Source organism: Streptomyces sp. NPDC048185 (assembly GCF_043202495.1).
Lineage (GTDB): Bacteria > Actinomycetota > Actinomycetes > Streptomycetales > Streptomycetaceae > Streptomyces.
The window spans coordinates 40,035-59,128 of record NZ_JBIDAN010000011.1 but is presented as its reverse complement, the minus strand read 5'-3'; the positions used below and the strand labels follow the sequence as shown (position 1 = coordinate 59,128).

General features: G+C 69.5%; 24 protein-coding genes. 13 read left to right on the top strand and 11 right to left on the bottom strand.

Features of this window, described 5'->3' with window-relative positions; genetic code table 11:
* Positions 1 to 202: 202 nt before the first annotated feature.
* From ACGF3H_RS27850 to ACGF3H_RS27820, 7 genes are all read left to right on the top strand, one after another.
* The gene (locus ACGF3H_RS27850) at positions 203 to 412 is read left to right on the top strand and encodes a hypothetical protein (protein WP_362491066.1); all 210 of its coding nucleotides are present in this window, start codon (positions 203 to 205) and stop codon (positions 410 to 412) included.
* Positions 396 to 911: a DUF6879 family protein gene (locus tag ACGF3H_RS27845; RefSeq protein ID WP_362491062.1), complete on the top strand. Its 516-nt coding sequence runs from the start codon at positions 396 to 398 to the stop codon at positions 909 to 911. Before ACGF3H_RS27850 ends, ACGF3H_RS27845 begins: the two co-directional genes overlap by 17 nt.
* Positions 908 to 1,741, top strand: a complete 834-nt coding sequence (locus ACGF3H_RS27840; protein WP_362491060.1) for a helix-turn-helix transcriptional regulator — start codon at positions 908 to 910, stop codon at positions 1,739 to 1,741. Before ACGF3H_RS27845 ends, ACGF3H_RS27840 begins: the two co-directional genes overlap by 4 nt.
* Before the next feature lie 411 nt (positions 1,742 to 2,152).
* Entirely contained in the window at positions 2,153 to 2,290 is a 138-nt protein-coding gene (locus ACGF3H_RS27835; protein WP_006143122.1) for a hypothetical protein, read from the top strand.
* A 14-nt stretch (positions 2,291 to 2,304) separates the two neighbouring features.
* Positions 2,305 to 3,492, top strand: a complete 1,188-nt coding sequence (locus ACGF3H_RS27830; protein WP_362491057.1) for a JmjC domain-containing protein — start codon at positions 2,305 to 2,307, stop codon at positions 3,490 to 3,492.
* Positions 3,489 to 4,394 carry an aldo/keto reductase gene (locus ACGF3H_RS27825; protein ID WP_362491055.1) on the top strand — a complete coding sequence of 302 codons (906 nt, stop codon included), beginning with the start codon at positions 3,489 to 3,491 and terminating at the stop codon, positions 4,392 to 4,394. The genes ACGF3H_RS27830 and ACGF3H_RS27825 overlap by 4 nt, the downstream gene beginning before the upstream one ends.
* Before the next feature lie 238 nt (positions 4,395 to 4,632).
* On the top strand, positions 4,633 to 5,229 hold the full coding sequence (locus ACGF3H_RS27820) for a phosphotransferase (RefSeq protein WP_362491053.1): 597 nt from the start codon (positions 4,633 to 4,635) through the stop codon (positions 5,227 to 5,229).
* A gap of 21 nt (positions 5,230 to 5,250) precedes the next feature.
* Here the strand turns inward: ACGF3H_RS27820 and ACGF3H_RS27815 are convergent, their stop codons facing one another.
* The gene (locus ACGF3H_RS27815; RefSeq protein ID WP_362491354.1) at positions 5,251 to 5,355 is read right to left on the bottom strand and encodes a helix-turn-helix domain-containing protein; all 105 of its coding nucleotides are present in this window, start codon (positions 5,353 to 5,355) and stop codon (positions 5,251 to 5,253) included.
* Positions 5,356 to 5,474: 119 nt separating this feature from the next.
* Between ACGF3H_RS27815 and ACGF3H_RS27810 the strand changes: the two genes are divergently transcribed.
* Positions 5,475 to 5,633 (top strand): hypothetical protein, encoded by a 159-nt coding sequence (locus ACGF3H_RS27810; protein WP_362491050.1) that lies wholly within the window; start codon positions 5,475 to 5,477, stop codon positions 5,631 to 5,633.
* 119 nt (positions 5,634 to 5,752) lie between these two features.
* On the opposite strand, the gene ACGF3H_RS27805 is transcribed toward ACGF3H_RS27810, so the two are convergent.
* From ACGF3H_RS27805 to ACGF3H_RS27765, 9 genes are all read right to left on the bottom strand, one after another.
* Positions 5,753 to 6,451: a hypothetical protein gene (locus tag ACGF3H_RS27805; RefSeq protein ID WP_362491047.1), complete on the bottom strand. Its 699-nt coding sequence runs from the start codon at positions 6,449 to 6,451 to the stop codon at positions 5,753 to 5,755.
* A gap of 82 nt (positions 6,452 to 6,533) precedes the next feature.
* Positions 6,534 to 6,989, bottom strand: coding sequence for a hypothetical protein (locus ACGF3H_RS27800; RefSeq protein ID WP_362491045.1), 456 nt, complete (start codon positions 6,987 to 6,989; stop codon positions 6,534 to 6,536).
* Positions 6,990 to 7,072: 83 nt separating this feature from the next.
* A complete protein-coding gene (locus ACGF3H_RS27795; RefSeq protein ID WP_362491042.1) occupies positions 7,073 to 8,794 on the bottom strand; it encodes a relaxase/mobilization nuclease domain-containing protein in 1,722 nt (573 codons plus the stop codon).
* A gap of 59 nt (positions 8,795 to 8,853) precedes the next feature.
* Complete coding sequence (gene mobC, locus ACGF3H_RS27790; RefSeq protein WP_393816544.1) at positions 8,854 to 9,324, bottom strand: plasmid mobilization relaxosome protein MobC; 471 nt, start codon at positions 9,322 to 9,324, stop codon at positions 8,854 to 8,856.
* A gap of 483 nt (positions 9,325 to 9,807) precedes the next feature.
* The gene (locus ACGF3H_RS27785; protein ID WP_055493674.1) at positions 9,808 to 9,999 is read right to left on the bottom strand and encodes a hypothetical protein; all 192 of its coding nucleotides are present in this window, start codon (positions 9,997 to 9,999) and stop codon (positions 9,808 to 9,810) included.
* Entirely contained in the window at positions 9,996 to 11,681 is a 1,686-nt protein-coding gene (locus ACGF3H_RS27780; protein ID WP_393816543.1) for a hypothetical protein, read from the bottom strand. Before ACGF3H_RS27780 ends, ACGF3H_RS27785 begins: the two co-directional genes overlap by 4 nt.
* Positions 11,678 to 12,322 carry a WhiB family transcriptional regulator gene (locus tag ACGF3H_RS27775; RefSeq protein ID WP_040896654.1) on the bottom strand — a complete coding sequence of 215 codons (645 nt, stop codon included), beginning with the start codon at positions 12,320 to 12,322 and terminating at the stop codon, positions 11,678 to 11,680. The genes ACGF3H_RS27780 and ACGF3H_RS27775 overlap by 4 nt, the downstream gene beginning before the upstream one ends.
* A 156-nt stretch (positions 12,323 to 12,478) precedes the next feature.
* Positions 12,479 to 13,195, bottom strand: coding sequence for a hypothetical protein (locus ACGF3H_RS27770; RefSeq protein WP_362491032.1), 717 nt, complete (start codon positions 13,193 to 13,195; stop codon positions 12,479 to 12,481).
* Positions 13,196 to 13,197: 2 nt separating this feature from the next.
* Positions 13,198 to 14,085 (bottom strand): helix-turn-helix domain-containing protein, encoded by an 888-nt coding sequence (locus tag ACGF3H_RS27765; protein ID WP_073946781.1) that lies wholly within the window; start codon positions 14,083 to 14,085, stop codon positions 13,198 to 13,200.
* A gap of 851 nt (positions 14,086 to 14,936) precedes the next feature.
* Between ACGF3H_RS27765 and ACGF3H_RS27760 the strand changes: the two genes are divergently transcribed.
* From ACGF3H_RS27760 to ACGF3H_RS27740, 5 genes are read left to right on the top strand one after another with little or no spacing between them, the layout of a single operon-like run.
* Entirely contained in the window at positions 14,937 to 15,407 is a 471-nt protein-coding gene (locus tag ACGF3H_RS27760) for an XRE family transcriptional regulator (RefSeq protein ID WP_229924139.1), read from the top strand.
* A 35-nt stretch (positions 15,408 to 15,442) separates the two neighbouring features.
* Positions 15,443 to 15,955, top strand: a complete 513-nt coding sequence (locus tag ACGF3H_RS27755; RefSeq protein WP_362491029.1) for a hypothetical protein — start codon at positions 15,443 to 15,445, stop codon at positions 15,953 to 15,955.
* The gene (locus ACGF3H_RS27750; protein WP_362491026.1) at positions 15,952 to 16,863 is read left to right on the top strand and encodes an MAB_1171c family putative transporter; all 912 of its coding nucleotides are present in this window, start codon (positions 15,952 to 15,954) and stop codon (positions 16,861 to 16,863) included. The genes ACGF3H_RS27755 and ACGF3H_RS27750 overlap by 4 nt, the downstream gene beginning before the upstream one ends.
* Positions 16,860 to 17,153 (top strand): DUF6545 domain-containing protein, encoded by a 294-nt coding sequence (locus ACGF3H_RS27745; RefSeq protein ID WP_362491023.1) that lies wholly within the window; start codon positions 16,860 to 16,862, stop codon positions 17,151 to 17,153. Before ACGF3H_RS27750 ends, ACGF3H_RS27745 begins: the two co-directional genes overlap by 4 nt.
* The gene (locus tag ACGF3H_RS27740; protein ID WP_362491020.1) at positions 17,150 to 18,598 is read left to right on the top strand and encodes an amidase family protein; all 1,449 of its coding nucleotides are present in this window, start codon (positions 17,150 to 17,152) and stop codon (positions 18,596 to 18,598) included. The genes ACGF3H_RS27745 and ACGF3H_RS27740 overlap by 4 nt, the downstream gene beginning before the upstream one ends.
* Here the strand turns inward: ACGF3H_RS27740 and ACGF3H_RS27735 are convergent.
* Positions 18,576 to 19,094 carry an ATP-binding protein gene (locus tag ACGF3H_RS27735; RefSeq protein ID WP_362491017.1) on the bottom strand — a complete coding sequence of 173 codons (519 nt, stop codon included), beginning with the start codon at positions 19,092 to 19,094 and terminating at the stop codon, positions 18,576 to 18,578. The two genes, ACGF3H_RS27740 and ACGF3H_RS27735, sit on opposite strands and share 23 nt — an antisense overlap.

Here is a 19,094-nt window from a genome sequence, read left to right as displayed (position 1 = left end):
CTGCCGGGAGCAGGTAGGACGGGGTCCCTCAGTCAGCCCCCGCACCCTGCCGCTCCTCTTCCTCCCCTTCGGCTGCGGTCCTTCGGCCGCACGGGTTTATGCGAGGACACGCATAGTCGTGTTCGTGCATAGACGCTGCGCCCCGCCCCCTCTAACGTCGTGGGCAGGCGGCCCAATCGGGGCCAGAGCAAGGGGGTTTGGCATGTCCGAGCGTTCGGCACTCACCCGGCTCACGGGCAATGGCAACGGCGAGTGCGGAGAGAAGGACTGCCCGAACGTGTACCGCACGGCCGCGGGGTCGTTCGTGGTGCAGGGTGACGTGTCCGACGCCTTCACCCCGCCCGCAGGGGAAGGGCTTGTGGAAATCCCGGAGGCGGTTCTCAGGGAGGCGTTCCATGCACTTGGATGGTGACGCCTGGAACGACTGCTTCGATTCCATGGAGCGTGAGGCGTGGAGGCTGGAGACGCTGCCCGTCTACACCATGCCCCAGGAAGCGGAGAAGCTGAAGCGATTCCTCGCCGGGGAGAAGTCGCCGGACGATTACACATCGGCCTGGATGGATGAGGTCCGGCAGTGGGCCTCGGAAGGAAAGAGAGTCGGCAGGGTGCACGTCGTGACCCGCCCGCTCTCGGACTACCTTCGGTTCGAATTCGAGTACTACTACCGGCACCACGTGAAGGCGGGCGAGGACATCCGTATCCTCGACCTCACCGACCGGGAGAACCCGGGACTTCCAGATCAGGACTTCTGGATGTTCGACGAGTCCAAGGTGGTCCTGATGAACTACCGGTCGGACGGGACACAGATAAACCGCGAGCTGTACGGGGGCGACCCGGAGCCCTACCGGCAGTGGAAGCGGATTGCCATTGCCGAATCCGTGCCGTTCCTGGAGTACGTGAGCAGCGGGTGACGTTCGATCCTGAGCAGCTCGGGCAGCCAAAACAGGAACTGGCGGCCCTGCTGAAAGAACTACGCAAGCGAGCCGGCCTCACTGGGGACCGGCTCGCTCGGCGTTGCAACATGTCCCAATCGAAGATCAGTCGGATCGAGAATGGGAAAGTCCAGCCGAGTCTGCTGGATCTGGAAAGGATCCTCCGGGCCGTGGTGGCTCCACCCGAGGTCATCGAGGAGGTCGTTGCCCTCGCGAGGCTGGCCAACACCGAATGGCAAGACCTGCGCTCGCTCCGACGTAGGGGCCTGGAGAAGAAACAGACTGAACTTGCCGCCCTTGAATCCTCGTCCACGGAGTTCCGCTTCTTCCTGCTCTCGATGATTACAGGACTGCTGTCCACCCCTGAGTACATCCGCGCCAGCCTTGCCCATTCTCCGGCTGATGTAACCAAGACGATCGCGAGGAAGCTGGAGCGGCAGGAGGTTCTTTACAACACGGAGAAGCGGTTCACTTTCATTCTTACCGAGCAGGCAGTGAGGTGGCCACTCCTGCCCCCGGCTGCGATGGCGATGCAGATTGACCGGCTGGCCTCACTGACCCACCTTGCGAACGTGAAGCTCGGCGTCATCCCCATCGCGGGATACAAGCCCATGGCTCCGATGGACACCTTCACCATCTATGACGACACCCTGGCCACCGTGGAGAACACCACCGGTGTCGTGATCCTGAGAGATCCACGCGACATCGAAATGCACTTGGAACTTTTCTCCACACTGGAGGGTTATGCGCTGTTCGGGGACGAAGCGCGAGCCTTGTTGGCAGAGTGGTCCGCCGCCTGCCGTTCATGATCTTTAGTCCATGACGGGAAAGAACTACACAGCCGTCGCTTTGTAGGCCAATGATTTCCCCCATGGCAGCGACCGAGCGAAACGAAAAGTGGGTCCGCTACGGCGTGGGGTGGCGGCTGGGGTACCGGCGGAGGTTCGGCCCTGACGCTGGTGTGCGCTCATGACGACCGGGCGCATGACTCTCCGGGTGTCATACGAGGGGCGCCGGATGTACGACCCGGTGCGCATGGTGCAGGTGAACCACCGCATCCCGGTGATCTTGGCTTGCCGACCAAGTACCCGCCGTGCGCGTGCCCTCGGTGCACGGGGCGCCCGTCGTCACCAAGGTCGGCGTCCGCCGCGCTCGTCGCTGTCCCTTTGCTTCCTGCCGGAATCCCGGTGGGAGTCCCCGAGAAGAGAGAGGTAAGCCCGATGGTGGAAGAGAACACCACGTCGGCCGCCCCCGAGGGGGGTGGACTGCTCGTCGCGAAGCGGAAGATCGTGGCCGCGCGCACGCGTGCCGAGCAGGAGTCGGACGTCAGCAGTGGCCGTTCCGACGGCAACGACTGACGGGAGCGCCCGCGTTGCTTGATGCAGCCTCGTGGGCGGGGCGTCTGGGCGGGGACAGGTTCCTCGCCCAGACGTACCACCGCTCGTACGCGCACTTCCCCGGGGTCGCCGACGCGGCGGGTCTGTTTTCCTGGGACGACCTGAACCGGATCATTGCCACGCAGCGGCTGGAGCCGCCCCGGCTGCGCCTGTCGGCTGACGGCGAGATGGTGCCGCTGCACCGCTACGCGATCCCGACAACGAACCGCCGCGCGGTCACCTGGTCCCGTATCCAGCCGTCCGACTTCCACGCCCAGCTCAGGGACGGGGCGTCGCTGGTCCTCGACGCGGTGGAGAAGATCCACCCCGCCGTGGGGGCGGCTGCGGAGGGGCTGGAACGCTTCCTCGGGACTTCTGTGCAGGCCAACGTGTACGCCTCGTGGACCGAGCGGGAGGGCTTCGGCCGGCATTGGGACGACCACGATGTCGTCGTGATGCAACTGCATGGCTCGAAGCGGTGGCGCCTGTGGGGGATGACCCGTGAGGCGCCCACCTTCCGGGACGTGGAGTCGCCGGAGGAGCCGCAGGGCGACCCGGTGGCGGACCTCGTTCTGTCCCCGGGTGACGTGCTCTATCTGCCGCGCGGCTGGTGGCACTCGGTCACCGCCGATCAGGGGACGGAATCCCTTCACCTCACGTTCGGCATGGTCCCGCACACGGGCGCTGACCTGATGCTGTGGGTCGTCGATCAGCTCCGGGCGTCCCTCGCGCTGCGCAGGGACATCCCGCGCTTCGGCTCGCTGGCGGAACAGTCGGACTTCATCGACGCCGTACGCCGTGAGGTGGCCGACATGATGGCGGACCCCCGCCTCGTGGAGCGGTGGGCGGAGTCGATCGACACGACCGACCTGGGCCACGCGATTCCGTCCCTGCCCTACGTGGACGGACTCCCCGCACGGAGAGAGATCACGGTCAAGCTCACCGCCCCGAGAGGTCGCCTGACGGCCAACCGAGAACAGGGCACGGTCACCTTCTCGGCGGCCGGTACCGCGTGGGACTTCGCCGAGTCCGCAGCGCCCGCGCTAGGCACGCTGTTGACCAACCAGCCGACCACGCTGGGGGAGGTGGCCGACTCCGCCGGGCTTGAGGTCAAGGAGGTGGCCGAACTGGTCTCCGTCCTCATTGACGGCCACGCCGTCGCAGTCGTGGGAACGGCGCTGTGACCGCCGCGCTCTGCTTGGGGACATACCGCGTGCGTGCCGTCAGTCAGGCGGCACGCACCGCCCTGGCCGCCGGCAGCCCCTGGGTGGACACGGCACCCAACTATGGTCGTGGTCAGGCGCATGAGGAGCTGCGGCCGGTGCTCGGGGAATACCCGACCGTGCGGGTAGCCACGAAGACGGGGTTCTTCACGGAGGAGCAAGGCCACAGCGCCCTGGCTGAGGGCGTGCTCACCCGGGAAGAGGCGGCCGGTAGGCACAGCCTTGAGCGAGGCTTCGTCCGCTGGCAGACGGAGCGATCCTTGGCCGCGCTCGGGCGCGTGGACCTCGTGTTCGTGCACAACCCCGAGCACCACGGGCACGGCCTTGACCGCGCCGCTCTGCACGGGCGTGTGCGGGAAGCCTTCACGGCGCTGGAGGAGTTCGCCCACGCGGGCAGGATCGGTGGGTACGGCGTCGCCACCTGGTCGGGCCTAACCTCCGGAGCGTTCAGTGTCGCCGAGTTGCTCGCGCTCGCACGCCAGGCGGCTGGTTCCGCCGAGCATTACTTCACGGGCATGCAGATGCCCGTCAGCCTGATCATGGATGCCCCGATCACACAGGCCCTGAACGGCGGCGGACCACTGGTACAGGCGAAGGACGCCGGGCTGATCACGTTCGGCTCCGCGCCCCTGCACGGGGGCGAACTCCTCGACGCCATGACACCCGAACTGGTGAACCTCATCCGCCCCGGCCTGTCGGCCGCAGCCGCTGCCCTGCTGGCCGCTGGCTCGTGCCCCGGCCTCGATGTCGTCCTCACCTCCGCGAGCACCCGCGAGCACTGGGACGATATGGCCAAGGCTCTGGCTGCGCCGCTGACGGCCCAGGAACTCAGGAGGGTGACGGATGAACTCGCCGGTGAATGAGGAGGTACGAGCCCTGATGGAGGCAGCCCACGACCGGGCGGCCAAGGCACTGCGCCTCAGCTGCACGGGGCCGCTGGCGTGGGGCTTCCTCGGCGTCACCCTCGGACGCCGAGCGGAGGACCGGTGGCTACGGGTGAGCCGGACGGCGAAAAGGAACGCGGGCAGAAAGCAGGGGGAGGGCATCGTCGGGGCTTCCCAGCTCCTACCCGAAGGCGTCCCGCGCCCCCGCCTTCACGGGGTGCACGACTGGACTGACGGCGAGTGGGCCTTCGAGGCCGAAGTCCTGGACTACCTCACGCAACCTGTGGTGTCCCCGGACAGAGCCGACATCGACCACGATCCGGCGCTGCCTGACGAATGGTGGGCGGACCTTCGCCAAGCCCTTGCCCTGCTCGCTGAAGCGGAGGGTGTGAAGACGACCGTCCGGGACGGATGGATCGAACGAGCCTTCCCCCAGTTCCTCGGCATCCCGGCCCCCGCCAACGTGGAGCGGGTGACCGGTCACGGTGACCTGCACTGGGGCAACCTCACCGCCGAGCCCCTGTGCCTGCTGGACTGGGAGCGGTGGGGCCTGGTGCCCTTCGGCTATGACGCGGGGCTTCTCCACGCCAACAGCCTGCTTGTACCCGACGTAGCCGCCCGCATCCGCAAAGAGTTCGCCGCCATCCTCGACACCCCCGCCGGTCGAATCGGGGAACTCGCGGCCCTGGCCGAGATGCTGCAAGCCGTGGCCCGTGGCTGGTACCCCGACCTTGCGCCCCACCTTCTCTCCCGAGCGGAGGCACTCACGGGAGTGCGCCCGCCCGTTCCGGTGCACTCCGAGGTGAGCGCCTGACTGCGCCCCTGCGCGCCTCTCTCAGGCCCTCTCTGCCAGGTGGCGGTAGACGGTGGCGCGGTGGACTCCCAGCGCCTTGGCAATGCTGGTGACGCTCTCGCCCTTGTCGCGTCGCGCACGGGCTATGTCCAGCTTGCCGTCCCCACCCGGCCGCGGGGCATCACCGGAGGACCCAGCGTTGTCGACCGGAGACTGTCGTACCGGCTGTGGACGGCCGTGAGCTCCTCGGTCGATCGCACGTCGCTGTGGACGTACACCTGCGGGCCTTCGCTGCGGATGCCGGCGTCACGGGCCTGCAGTACGAGGAGCTGCGAGCTGTGTACGAGGAGGCCGCCGCCGCCCTCGGACACGAACCGGGCGGGATGGAGCACGCGGTATGGCGGTTCAAGTCGAGGGCCCTCTGACCCGCCACCCTAGGCCGGCCGCTGCTCGGCGACGCCCAACACGCTCACCCGGAGGCTCTGAATCCTCGGTCGACACGGCGCCCTCGACCGTGGTGATCGAGAGCGCCGTTGCGGGCGCGTCAGCGGGTTGCTGTCGCCTTGGCGAGGGCCTTGTCGAGATGCTGGCCGACCAGGGCTGGCGCGCCAGAGACGATGAGGAGCAGGCTTCCCTCACGTATCGCGGTCTGCTTGACGACGCTGTCCTGCCCACCGGAGGTGAAGGTCATCAGCTGGCTCCACTGCTGGTCGCCGAGCCGGGGCGCGGTCGTCTTCTGTGACGTGACGTCGATGGCGGTGCTGCCGGAGACGACTTGGTAGGTCGGGCAGCCGGTCATGGCGTCGAAGATCCGATCGATGCCGTCGGACAGCTTCGTGGAGGTGTCGCTGTACAGCTCCTCGGAGACCTCCGAACCGGCGCTGCCGCCGGTGTAGGTGAAGGACACCTTCGCCTTGTTGGGGAAGTCGAGGGAGCCGCTGGCCGCCGCGTCGCCGCCCAGCTTCTCCAGGGCGGGGCAGCCGGTGACGGTGACGTCGTCGTGGCTGGAGGTGCCCTCCGGCTTGCGGGTGTAGTCGGACCCGAGGTCGCTCTCGTCGAGCAGGCGGGGCTGAAGCGCGGCCGACGACAGCGGGGCGTCGCTCTGCTTGGTGGTGGCCGGGTGGTCTGCGGGGGCGGAGGACGGGGAGGTGGACTTCGCCTGGCTGGTGCCGGCGGAGCAGGCGGGCAGGGTGAGGGCGGCGGCGGTGAGGCCGAGGGCAGTGATGGTGAGGCGAACGCGCATGGGTGAACTGACCCCTGTGGTGCTCGGTGACGGTTGGACAGTGCGGGCCCGTGGGCCCGAGAAGGGGTCGAAGGAGTGGAGGTCAGCGGTGGCCGAGGTGCCGCAGGCAGTCCTCGAACGTGGCGTGGATGGCATCTCCCGGGCCGGAGTGTCGGTTGAACCACGCGGTGTCGAGACGGGTCTCGTGCTGCTCGTGGCCGGCCTGGCAGCGCAGCCAGACCTGGTCGTGGGTGGAGAGGATGAGCCACTCGCGATAGGCGCCGCACTCGGCGCAGGCGACGACCTCGCCGTCCAGGACGACCGGCCACGGCCAGGGCATCGCCCGGCCGTCGAGCTGGTCGTGGCTGGGGACGCGCAGCTCCGGCGGGAGGAAGTCGTCCACAACCGGCGCCGGCTCCGCGAGCTGATGCTCCTCCTGCATGTGCAGGACCGGCGGCACCTGGTCGGCCATCCGCAGCCACGCCTCGCACGCTTGGCGCTGCACCTCACTGAACTCTTCCTCTTCCGCGCGGCGGCGTCGTCGTATCCGGTGAAACACCCGGTGTCCTCCCTCGTCTCGTCCTGCACGCGTCATGATCGTGCGCGAAGTCCGCTGACCTGTTCAATTCACAAAGTCCACAGTCACGACCGGCCACGCCCAGGCCGGGCCTGTCCGGGGATGTGCTGCCCGGCGCGCTGTGCCGAGCGCTGTGCGGCGTGAGCGTCGGGCACCATGCCGGTGGTATCCGCAGGCAGGTCCGCTGCCCGGCGCAGCCGCCACACCAGGACGTCGCTGACGGACTCCGCCGTGTCCAGCTTCCGCCGACCCGCGGCGTCGGCGAGCAGGGCGGCCGGGTCGTGGCCGGCGGCTTCGGCGTCGGCGAGGGTGGCGGCGAGCGCGTACCAGCCGGGCTCGGCGAGGATCTGCTCGGCCAACTCCGGCAGCGCTGTGCGCAGCACCGTCGTCTGCCGCTGCCGCAGCGCCCGGCTCAGGCGCCGGCCTCGCTGGTAGAGGGCACCGAGGGGTTGGGCGGCGGCGGCCTGGTAGGCGGCGCGCAGATGTTCGGCGGCCTGGCGGGCGGCGGCGGCCTGCTGGGCGTGGTTCTTCTTCGCGTGCCAGTGGGCGGCGGCGGTGATGAGGAAGAACAGCATGTCGATCGCCATCGCGGTGGTCGCGCCGTCCTCGCCGCGGCCCAACGCCGGACCGCTATAGACGAGGTCACGGGCGGCCTGCCGCAGCGCTCGGTCGTGGCCACGCTCGGCGCGGACGTGGGAGCGGGAGGCCCGCTCGAACGCGAAGGCGGCGTCACGCAGTTCGCGCCTGGTGCGGGCCGCGGAGGTCTTCGCGAGCGCGTCCAGGACCTCGCCGGCAGCGGCAATGTACGCGGCGGCGATGGCGTCGTCGCCGTGCTCGATGACGAGCACCGCGTTCCACGCGGCCGAGGCCGTGCGTCGGCGGGCGGCGGCCGGGTCGCTCGGCGCCGCAGGGGCGGGCACGTCTGCCGGTGTGGCGTCCTGGTCGCGAGTGTCGGCGGACCAGCGCTCCCGGATACGGGGCAGGGACAGATCGGGGGCCAGGCGGGCGCCGGGGTAGAAGACCGGTTCGCCGTCCTTGTTGCGGTCGTCGGGCAGGGCGACCTTGTAGCCGAGCAGGTCGCCGGAGGGGGCGACGCGCTTACGGATGATCAGGCCGGCGGCGGCCAGCCGGTCGAAGAACTCGGTCTCGCTGCTGGCGCCGGCCACCGCGCGGCGCACGGTTTCGCGCAGCTCCTCCCGCGCGGTGCGCTCGCGGCCCTGACGTTCGGCTTTGTGGCGCTCGGCGCTGGTGGGGCGTTGGGCCGCGGTGCCGTCGCCCTTGTTGAGCCGGCGCAAGCCCAGCTCCGCTTCCAAGGCGCGGGCCTGGGCCTGGGCGCGAGCGGCGTCGTGGTCGAGGACGGGCTTGTAGCCGTCCTCACGGACGAGCGTGGCGACGATGTGAATGTGGTCGTCGGCATGCCGGACGGCCACCCACCGGCAGCCCGCGCCCTGTTCGGGGTAGTCGATACCGGTGGCGGCGACCATCCGGCGGGCCACCTCGCCCCACTCCTCGTCGGTCAAGATCCGGTCCTCGGCACTGTTGCGGACGGACAGATGCCACACGTGCTTCTTCGGCCGGTCAGCCTGGTCGATGTTCTCGACGGGTTGGTCCAGGAGCTGCTGGAGCTGCTTGAGGGTGGCAGACGGGTCGCGGCCGGGGTCGGGAGCGTTGTGGTCCCACGAGGCGACCAGGTGCGGGTCGATGTGCTCCTCGTGCTTCCCGGGCCCGTAGAGGTAGTAGAGGAGACCGATGGTGCGCTGCCCGCGCTTTTGTATCCGGGGGATCATGCTGCTGTCCGAGGTCGTCGCTGGGAGTGGCGGGATGCGGGGCGGTAAGGGGAGCCAGCTCAGCGCTGCTCCAGCAGTCGGTCTGTGGCTGCCTGTACGCGGGTCACGGCGCGCTGGACCGCCGCGACGACCGCGTCGATTTCCGTTGGCTGGCCGCCGGAGTTGATGGCCCGGGCTATCTGGTTGAGGTTGTTGCCGACTTGTCCGAGGTGCCGGCGTGCGGCGAACAGCTCGGCGATCAGCTCGCGGTGGCCGGCGATGGCGGCGGCGGTGCTGTCGAGGTCGTGAGCGGCGGCGAGCCCGCTGCGGGCGAGGAAGCCTGGCAGGCTCGTACGGGTCGCGGTGGCGGCAGCGCAGAGCAGGGTCTTCTCGTCGCCGTTCAGGCGGACGCTGCAGACGTAATCACGCTTGTGTGAGGGCGGCTTGGGCGAGCGCTTGCGCGAGGTTTTCTTCGCGGCGCGCGGCTTGTGCAGTGAAGGCGTCTCCTCCGGCTGCGATCCGCCCTCGGTCGCTGTCTCACGGACCAGCACCCCCCGGTGCTGGTCCGCTCTCGCCACCCCCGGGGCGGGCTTGGCCAAGGCGCGCTTCCCCGACGGGGAAGAGTGTCTTGGCCGATAACTTGCTCGCCCCGAGACCGAGTTGGAGTTGGGAGCAGGTTCCGGGGCGGTGCCGGTCTGGGTGGGGTTCGTCATCAGGATTCGGGCCTCGTGGAGCGGGTGTGCTGTTGGATGCTCGCGGCCAGCGCGAGGACGTCGGCCGGTCCCGTAAGGACGCGGACGGATCCTTCTGAGTGGCCCTGGACGAGCCACTGGCCGGTAGGCGCGAGGACGGCGGCGTGCAGGAGTCTCCGGCGGACCAGGACGTCCGCCCAGGCGCTGGCCTCGACGACCGTGGCCTCGGATGAGCGAACAGGACGCGGAATCAAGGCGTGTCTCCTCAAGCGGGGCGGGTGGCCCGGCACGGAGCCGGGCCACCCTTTGCGATTAGGCGGCCTTTAGCGGGGTTTTGCCGGTTCAGCCGCACTCGGGGCAGCGACCGACGTGGCTGTTGAGCGCGCGGGCCATCCGCTGCTTCGTCGAGGCAGCCTGCTTCGCGCTGGACTTCGCCGCCGGCCTGCCCTCGTGCCGCTTTGAGTGGGCGAGCATGAAGCCGATCTCCCGCTCGTACTCCGCACGGACGGTGTCGAACTGGTGGCAGGTCTTCATCGGGCGGAGCTCCTTGTTGTCGTGGTGGCGTCACACCGCAGTTCCTGGAGGACGAGGCTCAGCCGGTCGTTCCGGCCGCCCTTCAGGCCCTCACGGCGGAGAATCTCCCGCAGCTGCACCCGGGTGACGGACTCGTTGCCGTCCCGTTCGAGCAGGGCAGAGACGTGCGGACGGACCTGCTGGACGAGCTGGTCCACCGACTGCTCGAGCTCCCGCGGCGCGCGCTGCGTCTGCGGGCTGCGGGACCGGGCGCGCTTCCCCTTGGTCTTAGTCCGGGGCTTCGTGGCCGTCTTGCTCCGCAGAGGCACCGTGTGTCCCCGGTCCCCGGTGGGCTCGGTCCCCGTGTCGGTGTCGTTCGGTCCCCGGTCCCCGGTGGGCTCGGTCCCCGTGTCGGTGTCGTTCGGTCCCCGGTCCCCGGTGGGCTCGGTCCCCGTGTCGGTGTCGTTCGGTCCCCGGTCCCCGGTGGGCTCGGTCCCCGACTCGGCGGCGTTCGGTCCTGGATGCGAATCAGGGCCTTGAGCAGCTACTTCTCGCGTAGTGCGGTCGGTCCCCACGCCTCCGGCGTCCCCCTGTGAGGCTTCCGGGTCGGTGGGACCGGTCCCCGGGACCCCACCTGTGGCTGGAACCTCGGTCCCCACCCTGGTCCCCGCGTTCTCGCCCCCGGTCCCCGCGCCATCCGACGCCTTAGAGTCCGCAATCTTGGGGACCGGTCCCCTCGGGGCGCTCGGTCCCCGGTCCCTGTACGACTCGTGGGGGCCGGGGGGATCGGCTGCGGGGACCGGCGCCGTCGAGGCCGGATGCGAGGGGACGGCGGCTGCCCTCGCGGTGATGTGCGCCGGGGACCAGGGCGAGGGAAGCGGGACCGTGGCGAGCGCGAGTGCGTGCCGGCGCGCGGCGAGCTGGTCGAGCAGCTGTGCGCGCTGGCGGGCGTCGGTCCCGACCGAGGCCCTGCCGACCGCCTTCGACAGGCGCCGCGTCAGCCGCCGGCCGCGTCGGCTCTGCTGCTGCTCGGGTGTGCGTTCGGCGAGGCGGGCGGCGAGGGCGACTGCGCGGGCGGTGGCCCGGTCCCGGGTGATCTGTGCGGCGTCGCGGTCGCGTGCGGCGATCCCGAGGCGGGACAGCAGCCGCTCGCGTGCTTCCCGCCCCAGGACGGCGATCAGTCCGTGGGAGGCGGCACCCGGGGTGCGCAGGCGCAGCTCGATCCCCATGGCGAGGTGCCACAGCATCGCCGCCATGACCGGCCCGACGAAGGCCCTTACCGTGCCGCCGATAGGACCGCTCTCGGCATAGGCGGGGATCACCTGCACTCCGGTGATCACCCAGACCAACGTGCCCGGAAGGCCGGGGGCGCCCTCGGTGGCCAGGTTCTGCCGTGCCATTAGCGCCGTCGCGAAGAGCGCCAGCTCGGCTGCGGCGAACATGCCGGCCCGCTCGGCGGTGCCGGCCATGTCGAGGTAGTCGGCGGCGAACCGCCAGCTCGTGTCCGCGGAGTAGCAAGTACAGCCGAGGGCGGCAAGGGCAGCGACCTTGACCGCCGGACCGCTGAGACGTTTCTGCGGGCGTGTGCCCTGGCGCCGGATCGTCCAGGCGGTCAGCACCAGCACGACGGCGGCGGGCACCACGGCGGCGAGGAGGAGAGAGAGGTCCGGAGCGGCGCCGAGGGACAGGAAGGGGTGGGTCATGCGGCCTTTCCGAGAGAGGCGTGCGCCGGAGTCGACGCTGCCGGGCGGGCTGCTGGCTGCTGTGTGCCGGGTGCTGAGGCGGGCGGGGGGCCGCCTGCTGCTGGGGCGGTCTTCTTCCGCTTCTTCTTGGGCCGCGGCACGCCGTAGGTGCGGTCGCGGTCGAACACCTTGTTGGCCGCCTGCCGCAGCAGGTCGCGTGCGTGCTTGTGGCTGATCTGAAGGGCGGTGGCGAGCCGGTCGGGCCGCCAGCCGCGTACGTAGGCATGGTCGATGACGACCTGCCGCTCGGCCTCGGTCAGATGCACGTCGCGTCCCAGGAAAAAGGAGGTTACGCGTCGGTAGTCGAGGCGCTGGTGCAGTCCGTCGTGCCAGGGACGCCGCTCGGCCTCGGTGAGGCCGCCCCAGATGCCCTCCTTGAGGACGTTCTCCAGGGCGAAGTTGAGGCAGTCGCTGCGTACCGGGCACCAGCCGCACAGCTCCTTCGCCTCGGCGATGGCTTCGTGGTCCCGCGGGAGCGGGAAGAAGACGGCGTCAGCGTCCTCGACGTCCATGCCGTGGCACGCTCCCTGGGTGTGCCAGTTGGTGTCTCCGATACTGCGCAGGCCGGTGGCCGGCGCGTCGTGGGTGGTGATGTGACGCAAGGGTGGTCTCCGATGTGCTGCCGCGTCGGCCGGCTGGGGCGGTGCTGGGCGCGGCGTCGGGTGGCCGCAGCGCGCGGGCGTGCGCCGCAGCCGGGGCGGGACGGTGATTGGGGGGGAGCGGTGCATCGGGCCGGATGCACGCGCCCGATGCGCCGGTCAGGCCACGGCGGGCTGCTGGACCTGCTCGCTCGGCTGGGCCTGCCGGGCGGCGGCGAGGTCGACGCGGCCGGGGTGCGGGGTGGCGCGCGGGGCGGTCGTGCGTACCCCGTCGTCGGGACCGATCCGGCGGCGACGACACGGCTCACCGGGCTGGGCCAGGCACCACTCGCACTTGACGCTCAGGGCGTCGGGCAGCCCCTGAGCGACGGCGGCCTCGCGGGCTGCGCGAGCGGGCCGATAGGGGGCGAGGGCTGCGCGGGCGGCGGGCGGTATGCAGGAGCCGATCTGCCGCAGCCTCGCCTCCAACCTTGGGTCGATGCGGTCGCGACCGCTGGTGATGGCTCTGGCCTGGGCGGGCTGCGCGGTGCCGGCGGCGACGGCGCGGCGGGTGCCGACCAGCTCGGCGGTCCAGGCGGCCTGGTCGTCCGGGTCGGCGGACGGCGTGGGATCGGAGTGCCGGGCCAGGCGGTCGCGACGGTAGCTCTCCCAGGGGCGGGCGACGTCCGCGGGCAGGATCTGGTACGGCGAGACTCTGATGTGCTGGCGGGCGGCGACGCGGGCGTCCCAGCCGTGCGGAGTGGCCATCGGCACGTCGCCAAGCAGCTCGTGCCACTGTGCGAGCTGGTCGCGTGCCTCGCCCTGGTCGGTGCGGATGGTGCGGGGGTCGAGTCGGCCGATGTAGGCCAGCAGGGCTGCGATTTCACGGCGGTCCACGACTACTGCTCCGTTCCGGTCGGCTCGTTCAGGGCGGCGAGAAGTGCGGCGGTGTGGGCCTCTGCCCGCGTCATGCCGCCGGGCTGGCCGGGACCCGTGCCGGGCACGGCGTAGAGGTTCGGGCGGCCAGGGGGGTGCTCCCGGGCGACCCAGGAACGCCAGTCGGCAGCCCACGCAGCCGCCGGCCTCGGCTTGAAGCCGGAGCGGTGGGCACGCCACTTCGCGTCGGCCGCCTGCAGGCCCTGCTCGCCCAGACGGTCGAGGTGCCCCTGCTCGCGGGCCCAGGTGTGGGTGGCTGGGTCGACCTGCCACTCGGCAGCTGAGAGGACGGCAGCACCACCACTGCTGTACCTCCGGTTCAAATCCGGTTCACTACGGTTCTGTGTGCCGGTTTCCGGTACATCGCTGTGCCGGTTCCCGGCACGTCGAGGTGCCGGTTTCCGTCCGGACCTGCCGGATTCCGGTACTGCCGGTTTCCGGGCCCTCGCAGGGGACTCCGGCACCTCACGCGGGCGGATGTTGTAGCGCCGCAGGGCCGAGATCCGGAGCGCCGGGGTGGCTTCGGTCCCCTCCGCCGGCGTCTGGTCGGGGTCCTTGTCGTCCACGGTCTCCGCCAGGACCTTGGCGGCGAGGGGGAGGCGGTAGACGGTGCTGCGCTGCGGGCCGGTGAGGTCTTCGAGCTGCTCCAGCTCACCGGCGTCGACCAGACGGTCGATGGCTTCGCGGACCGTGGAGACGGAGGCGCGGGTGCGCTTGGCCAGGCTCGACAGGGAGGCCCAGGAGACGCACTGCTCGTCGCCCACCCGGTCGGCGATCGACAGCAGGACCAGACGCGCCGTCCCCCGGCTGCAACTGTGCTCCCACACCCAGTCGCGGGCTTCGCTGCTCATCGGCAGCTCCCGACGAGCGGGCGGATCCCGCAGCTCGACGGGGCCATGAACGTGCGGTCCGGCTCGGGGCGCTGAGGCGCCGAGGCGGAGATGGCTGCCGCGCAGGCCAGGCGAAAGGGCCTTTTGCGCAGGGCAGGAGGCATGCGATACTCCCCTTTGCAGTGTTGCCACGCTGACGCGCCCCTTGGAAGGACTCAGCGTGGTGATGGTGGGCAATCTCCGCCCTTGCCGGGGCGGGTATGCCGCTTAGCGTTCGGCGTCCGTGAGTTACCGCTCCCGGGCGCCGTCGCTGTTTGTGGACCTTCGCGGTCCGGTCCGTCCTCGTGCTCTCCTCATGTCCGTCGCTCTGCGGGCGGGCTGCCCGGGGACGACGAACATACGCACGGACCCGTATCAAGATCCAGACTTGGTTCTTAAACTCTGTACTGGTTGCAGAGAGTCATCGGATGATCGTGTGCCGCAAGTGTCCGTACGGCGCGACCTGGGGCGCACCCCCGCGTCGAAGCGCACCGTTGCCGCGGTCGCCTCGAACGCCGAGAGCGTGTCACTGTGTCCGAATTGGAACGGGTGTCCGTTATTCCCTGCAGCGGAAATGCGAGGCGGATGGGGAGTTTCCACTGCCACCTCCGCGCTTTCCGGTCGAAGATGAAATCCTGCGTGCCAGACGTGACCTATGTCGCTGGCTGAATGTGGCTTGTGCCACTCACCCGGCATACTCCTGCCGGTAGAAACGGACAGGCCGACCTGAAACAGGCGGTACGCGTCACACGGAAACGTGCTGGTGAGGAAGAACTTTCCATACAGTGGATCAGCTCGTCAACTCACGTTTATCGCGGGGTAGGGTGCTTGAAGTGACGACGAAGTCCACCCAGGAAAGGATCATGAAAGACTCGACCGAAGGCCAGGTGAGCCCCAAGGGGCTCATGGACCGCCTAAACCGCCTGTTCGACACAGTGCACCCGCCCGACCGTGGCCCCTTCAGCAACGCCGAGGTGGCCGAACTCATGGAGAAGCGCGGGCTGGGCAAACTGTCGGCCCAGTACCTCTGGCTCCTGCGGACCGGGCAGCGCGATAACCCGACGAAGCGTCACCTCGAAGCGCTAGCAGGGTTTTTCGGCGTGGACCCCGCATACTGGTTCGACGACGCCGTCGCCGAAAAGACCGTGCAGGAACTTGAGTTGCTCGCACTGCTTCGCGACACGAAGATCAAAAACGTGCTCCTTCGCCTGTCCGACGTTTCCGCAGACGGAAAGGATGCCGTCCTGGGAATCGTCGAGAGCGTACGAAAATCCGAGGGGCTGCCACCCTCAACTGGCTCGTAAAACGGCCGCGTTCAGTAAGTGATCAAGGAAAAGCAATGTGGTCCGCACGTAGGCTGCGCCGGCCTGACCTCTTGGCCGAGCTGCAGCTCCCGCACGTCACCAATATCCGCGACCTCAGCGACGAGGTCTCACGCCGCACGGGACGGAAGGTGGTCCTGGAGGCCCGTGAGCAGGCGCCCTCCGTGTGCGGGGCATGCGCCATCACGGAGAGTGCCTTCCACGTGTACTACGACCCGCGGACCAGCTCCCTGCACCAGGACCACATCATTGCCCACGAGTTCAGCCACCTGCTGCTCGGCCACCACAAGAACCGCCCGGCGTCCGCGCTCTCCTCAACGATCTTCACCAGCGTGGGCTCGGCCACCGTCGAGATGATGTTGGGCCGTACCAAGTACGACGAGGACGAGGAGCGGGACACCGAGCTCCTCGCCTCGTTGATCCAGCGCCGGATCATCGACCGGTGGCTGCGCAGCGACGAGTCCTCCGGAGACGAAGTGCAGGACCGGGTCACGCACACGCTGCTGCGCCGACGGGAGGCCCGGCCGTGAAGGACCTGCTCCACCCGATCAGCCTCGTCGTCGCCACGCTCGGCTTCCTCTGCTTGCTGCGGGACGTGCCGACCCGCCGCCGAGACCCCGCCTTCACCGCGCTGGCCGCCGTCTTCCTGCTGTCAGGGCTGTCGTTCCTGTTCTCCATCACACTGATGTGGCAGTACCTCGACCATGTCCTGGGCGTGGTGAACCTCTCCGTACCCCTGGCGATGGGGTGCGTGGTCGCGCTGCTCGCCTGCCAGCAGATCGTCCTCACCTACTGGGGATCACCCCCCGAAGTTGCCCGCAGGAGGGCACGGGAGTGGCTAGCCGCAGGCTTCACTGTGATCGCAGGGCTGCTGGTGCTGTTCGCCCTGCTGACGCCGAACGCGCCGCGACCGATCAACTTCACGCTGTACTACGCGCATGATGGCTGGTACGCCGCGTATCTCACCCTGTACGTCACGGCCTACACCATCGGTGAACTGTCCCTCGCCCGTGCCTGCTGGCGCCTGGCCCACCGCAGCACACGCGGGTCCGTCCGTATCGGCCTGCGCATCGTCGCCCTCGGCGCGACCGTCACTCTCGGGTACAGCGCCGTGCGCATCGGGAACGTGATCGCCGGTGCCTTCAACGCGTCGCTCACAGAGTGGGAGGGCTTCGCGTGGACCTGCGGCGATGTCGGCGCCATGCTCACGCTCATCGGCTGGCTAGTGCCCACCATCAACGATCAGGCTCAGAGCCTCCAGTACCGGATCAAGCAATACCGCAGCTACTACGGCCTACGCCCCCTGTGGCTGGCGTTCTACAGCGAGGCGCCCGAGATCGCACTGCCGATCGACCGAGTCGACCCGGCCCAGAGGCGCCGCTTCCGCAGCATAGGCTCTACCGCCGAGCAGTCGAGATCAGAGATGGACGGTTCGTGATCCGTCAGTACCTTGATGCCGCAGTCCGCGAAGCCAGCGAAGCCCGCCACCGGGCCCGAGGGCTTCACGGAGAAGAGCTGTCCGCGGCCGTCACCGCCGACCAGATCCTCGCCGGAATTGCCGCCCGGGCAGCCGGTACCCGCCCGGAGACCGACCAGCTCACCGAGTTCGCCGACTCCGAACGCCAGACCAGCAGGCCCATGGACGACATCGACGCTCTCCTCGACGTCGCGCGCCACCTGCCCCGCCAGCCCGCACGAGCCCCCCACCTTGAGCAGGTCTCTGCATGACGACCGACCTCACCCACCAGCCCGCCCACGTCCAGCTCCAGGCCCTGGACCGTCGCGAGATCTCCAGCCGCGAACTGCTCGACCTCCACCTGGCGCAGATCGACGCCAGCCAGATCAACGCCGTCGTCACCCGCGACGACAGCGCTGCCCGAGCCGTCGCACACGCGGCCGACGAACGCCGCGCCCGCAACGAGAGCACCGGCATCCTCGACGGCCTTCCCCTCACGATCAAGGACAGCTTCGAGACGGCCGGCCTGCGCACCACCAGTGGCGCCGAAGACCTCGCCGATCACGTTCCCGCACACGACGCCGACGCAGTCGCCCGGCTCCGCCACCAAGGCGCCGTCATCATGGGCAAGACCAATACCCCGGCCTACTGCCAAGACCTGCACACCGACAACGTCCTGTTCGGCCCCACGCTTAACCCGCATGACCCCAAGCGCACTACCGGCGGCTCCTCCGGCGGCCCCGCCGCAGCAGTCGCCGCCCGTCTGACCCCCGCCGACCTCGGCAGCGACCTCGCCGGCTCCCTGCGGCTCCCCGCCCACTACTGCGGTGTCTACGGCCTGCGCCCCACGCAGGGACTCATCCCGGCCCGCGGCCACGTCCCTCGCCCGCCGGGCTGGATCACCAGCAGTGACATGGTCACCCCCGGCCCCCTGGCCCGCCACCCCCGAGACCTCGACCTGCTCCTCGCCGCACTGACGACACCGTCACCCGACGAGAACAACCCCTGGAGCGTCACGCTGCCCACAGCGCAACGCCCGATCGGCCAGCTCCGCGTGGCAGTGTGGGCCGACGACGCGAGCTGCCCAGTCGACCGCAACACCGCCGATGCTCTCGCCACCGTCGAGCGGACGCTGACCTCCGCCGGCGCGAGTGTCCGCCACACCACGGGACCGGTCGGCTTCGCTGACTCTCTGCGCCTCTTCGAGCAGCTCCTCTACGCCACCACGACCGCAGCCACCGATGACGACGTCGGCGCCGCTGAACTCGCCGCTGCCCGTGACCTGCACACGGACGATGCGAGTCCTCGAGCCGCCTTCCTCCGCCACCGAACGCAGACACACCGTGTCTGGCTCCGCGCCAACGAGGAGCGCCTCCGGCTCCGGCAGACGTGGCACCGGTTCTTCGCCGACGCCCAGCACGACGTCCTCATTACGCCCGCCGCTCCTACTGCGGCGATCCCAGCCGGGAGCCGCTCTCTCGTGGTCGACAGCGTCGAGCGGAGCTTCTTCGACCAGACCGGCTGGGCCAACCTGACCAGCCACGTCGGTCTGCCCAGCCTGGTCATGCCTGCTGCGCGTAGTGCCGATGGCCTCCCGATCGGTGTGCAGCTGGTAGGACCGGCCTATTCGGAGCGGTCCTTGCTCGTGATGGCCGAGCACCTGGCGCCTCTGCTCGGCGGGACGGCCGCGGGCGTCATCGGATCATGGAGCGGATGACCTCTGCGTCGCCGTTGCAGGTGATGACGGCACCTTCATCGTCGGTAGGCGGTTCGAACCGAGCGAAGAAGTCGTCCAAGGCTTCGGGAGTCACGTTCAAGGCATTGGCGTCCTTGCGCTGGTTGCGCGCGGCGAGGCGTCGCAGGAGCTCCTCCCTGGAGGCTGACAGGTAGACGAGCAGCGGGAGTCCGCCCGCGGCCTGGACTGTCTTCTTCCATTCCTCGCGATCGGAACGACGCCACAGGCCGTGGTCGAGGACGACGGCACGGCCCGCGCGCAGGTGCTCCGTGAGCTGCGCACGTACGGTCTCGACCGCAGGAGCCTCGCGCGCGAAATACCCGTGCTCGGGGTAGTCGACCCCATACCGGCCGTGGAGGCGGTGGACCTCCTCGTCAACGCTGAGGCGGACAAGGCCCATCGCGGCGAGGGCCTGTGCAAGGTGCGTCTTGCCGGAGCCGGTGATCCCGATGAGCAGGACGGCGGTCGGCTTGCTCAC